Raw genomic sequence first — 2,872 nt, 5'->3', positions numbered from 1 at the left:
GGTATGCGTCAGCGCATGATGATCGCCATGGCGCTCGCGCTGGATCCGCAGGTGATGATCATGGACGAGCCGACCACGGCACTCGACGTCGTGGTGCAGCGCGGCATCATCCGGGAGATCATGCGGCTGCGCGAGCGGCTCGGGTTCGCAGTGATCTTCATCACGCACGACCTGCCGATGCTGATCGAGATCAGCGACCGCATCGCAGTGATGCTGCAGGGACAGATCGTCGAAGTGGGCTCTGCGGAGGAGATCTGGACGAACCCGCAGCACGAGTACACGAAGACGCTGCTGGGGGCGGCGCCCGAACCCGAGAACCTCGGGCGCCTGCGCGACGAAGTGCGCGCCGAGATCGCAGGACGCTGAGCGCAGCATCCAGGTCGGGTCTCCTGTCGTCGCCGGTCCATCGGGACGACGGGAGGCCCGGCCTCTGTGCACCTGTCCCCGCGACACCGACCCGCTAGACTGAACCCACAAGTGAAGACAGGCCGAATGACCCACGCGGGAGAGCCCCGGCGAACGCAGCCGGGCACCGAAGGAGCAAGCCTCCCCGCCAATCTCTCAGGTACGCGTACCGCGCGGTTCCGGCCACTCTGAAAAGCGAGATCGAGCGATGCTGTAGCGCTCGTCTCCGCCGACGGTGAAAACCCAGTCTCTGGGTGAAGCTCTCAGGCCCATGACAGAGGGGGAGTTCCCAGGAGCGGCGTCATCGCTGTTCCGCCCGACCCAGCCCGGGAGAACTCCATGTCCGACCCTCGCTACACCCCGCTCCGCGAACGCCATGAGGCGCTCGGCGCATCGTTCACCGACTTCGGCGGGTGGCAGATGCCGGTGCGATACACGTCGGATCTGGCCGAGCACCATGCCGTGCGCCAGACCGCCGGCCTCTTCGACATCTCTCACATGGCGGAGTTCCTCGTCACCGGCGACTTCGCCGGGGAGTTCCTCGACTACTCGCTCGCCGGCCGGCTGTCGGCGATGGCCGTGGGCAAGGCGAAGTACTCCCTGATGCTCGCCGAAGACGGCGGCATCGTCGACGACGTCATCGTCTACCGGCTCGCCGACGACCGTTATCTCGTGATCGCCAACGCCGGCAACCGAGGATTCGTCGATGCGGCCTTCGCATCGCGGGTGCGGTCGTTCCCATCGCGCATCGAGCGTGATCGACCACGGCGTGCCGAGGGCGAGGAGCGCAGCTTCGAGGGCTTCCTCGGCGATCGCGGTGTCGACGTCGAAGACGTCTCCGACGAATACGCTCTGCTCGCCGTGCAGGGCCCCACAGCCGAGGCGATCGTGTCGTCGACAGCGGGCATCGCGGATCTCGGCGTCCCCTGGGGCGACCAGAAGTACTACGCCTGGGCCGACGCGACGTTCCTCGGGGCCCCGCTGCTGCTCGCTCGCACCGGATACACGGGCGAAGACGGCTTCGAGCTGCTCGTCCGCGCCGCCGACGCATCCGCTCTGTGGGATGCACTGCTCGAGGCCGGAGAGGCGCACGGTCTCGTGCCCGCCGGTCTCGCGGCACGCGACACCCTGCGTCTCGAGGCCGGGATGCCCCTGTACGGTCACGAGCTCTCGAGAGAGACGAAGCCCTCGCAGGCCGGGCTCGGGCGAGTCGTGGTGGCCGACAAGGACGACTTCATCGGCAAGGGAGCGGTCGATGCCGCATCCGACGCCCGGGTTCTCGTCGGGCTCACCGCCGAGGGCAAGCGCGCGGGGCGAGCCGGATACACCGTGGTCGACGAAGACGGTGCCGTCCTCGGCGAGATCACGAGCGGAGCGCTGAGCCCGACGCTCGGACACCCGATCGCGATGGCATACATCGCCCCTTCTTCCGCCGCGGCGGGAACAGCAGTATTCCTTGATGTGCGGGGGACCAGGATCCCCGCGACCGTGACCGCCCTGCCTTTCTACCGGAGGACCAAATGACCGACCTCAACGCACTCAGCTACACCGACGAGCACGAGTGGATCGCCGCCGACGGCGACACCGTGACCATCGGCATCACCGACTACGCGGCCGACAAGCTGGGCGACGTCGTGTTCGTCGAGCTGCCCGCCGTCGGCACCGAGGTCACCGCAGGCTCGGTCGTCGGCGAGATAGAGTCGACCAAGTCCGTCGGCGAGCTCTACGCCCCCGTCACCGGCACGGTCGTCGAGATCAACGACACGGTGGTCGACGACCCCTCTCTCGTGAACGCCGAGCCGTTCGCCGCCGGGTGGCTGATCAAGGTCTCCGTCGCCGCGGGCGCTCTCGAGGGCCTGATGGACCGCGACGCGTACGTCGCACTCACGGAGGGCTGATCCGCCAGTGGTCTCTTTCGCCGATCGTCACATCGGAACCACCGCCTCCTCGCAGCGTCGCATGCTCGACGCGCTGGGCGTCGAGTCCGCGCTCGAGGACTGGAGCCCGGTCGAGGCGCTGATGCGCCAGGCCGTGCCCGCCTCGATCTTCACCGCTGCCACCTCGGACTCCGTCATCCCTCGCGCGGCGAGTGAGACCGAGGCGCTCGCCGAGCTGCGAGCGCTCGCCGCTCGCAACACGGTGAACCGACCGATGATCGGTCTCGGGTACTACGGCACGATCACCCCGCAGGTGATCCAGCGCAACGTCCTCGAGAACCCCTCGTGGTACACGGCGTACACGCCGTATCAGCCCGAGATCTCGCAGGGCCGCCTCGAGGCTCTCATCAACTTCCAGACGATGGTGTCCGAGCTCACCGGGCTGACCACCGCCAACGCGTCGATGCTCGACGAGTCGACCGCCGTGGTCGAGGGCATGCTGCTCGCCCGCCGCGCGTCGAAGAAGGCGTCGAACGTGTTCGCCGTCGACGCGGACGCGTTCCCGCAGACCAAGGCGCTGCTCGAGACCC

At 67.9% G+C, this 2,872-nt stretch carries 3 protein-coding genes, 1 pseudogene and 1 riboswitch; all 4 genes and pseudogenes read left to right on the top strand.

The genetic code is table 11. The annotated features are described in order from the left end of the window. The coding region (locus J7E68_RS09580; protein ID WP_396652495.1) for an ATP-binding cassette domain-containing protein at positions 1 to 366 on the top strand (366 nt) is incomplete at its 5' end. A 126-nt stretch (positions 367 to 492) separates the two neighbouring features. Beyond that, positions 493 to 587: riboswitch (glycine riboswitch) on the top strand. 157 nt (positions 588 to 744) lie between these two features. Beyond that, on the top strand, positions 745 to 1,929 hold the full coding sequence (locus J7E68_RS09575; protein ID WP_215172042.1) for a glycine cleavage system aminomethyltransferase GcvT: 1,185 nt from the start codon (positions 745 to 747) through the stop codon (positions 1,927 to 1,929). Further along, positions 1,926 to 2,303: a glycine cleavage system protein GcvH gene (gene gcvH / locus J7E68_RS09570; RefSeq protein WP_215172040.1), complete on the top strand. Its 378-nt coding sequence runs from the start codon at positions 1,926 to 1,928 to the stop codon at positions 2,301 to 2,303. Before J7E68_RS09575 ends, gcvH begins: the two co-directional genes overlap by 4 nt. A gap of 61 nt (positions 2,304 to 2,364) precedes the next feature. After that, a pseudogene (locus J7E68_RS19750) lies at positions 2,365 to 2,872 on the top strand (glycine dehydrogenase (aminomethyl-transferring)); the annotation flags it as partial.

It is taken from the genome of Microbacterium sp. ISL-103, from assembly GCF_018613995.1.
Lineage (GTDB): Bacteria > Actinomycetota > Actinomycetes > Actinomycetales > Microbacteriaceae > Microbacterium.
This window is presented reverse-complemented; position numbering and strand designations above follow the sequence as displayed.

Excerpts from the sequence above, each read along its gene's own strand:
- J7E68_RS09575 (WP_215172042.1), top strand. The coding sequence starts at position 745 with ATGTCCGACCCTCGCTACACCCCGCTCCGCGAACGCCATGAGGCGCTC.
- gcvH (WP_215172040.1), top strand. The coding sequence starts at position 1,926 with ATGACCGACCTCAACGCACTCAGCTACACCGACGAGCACGAGTGGATC.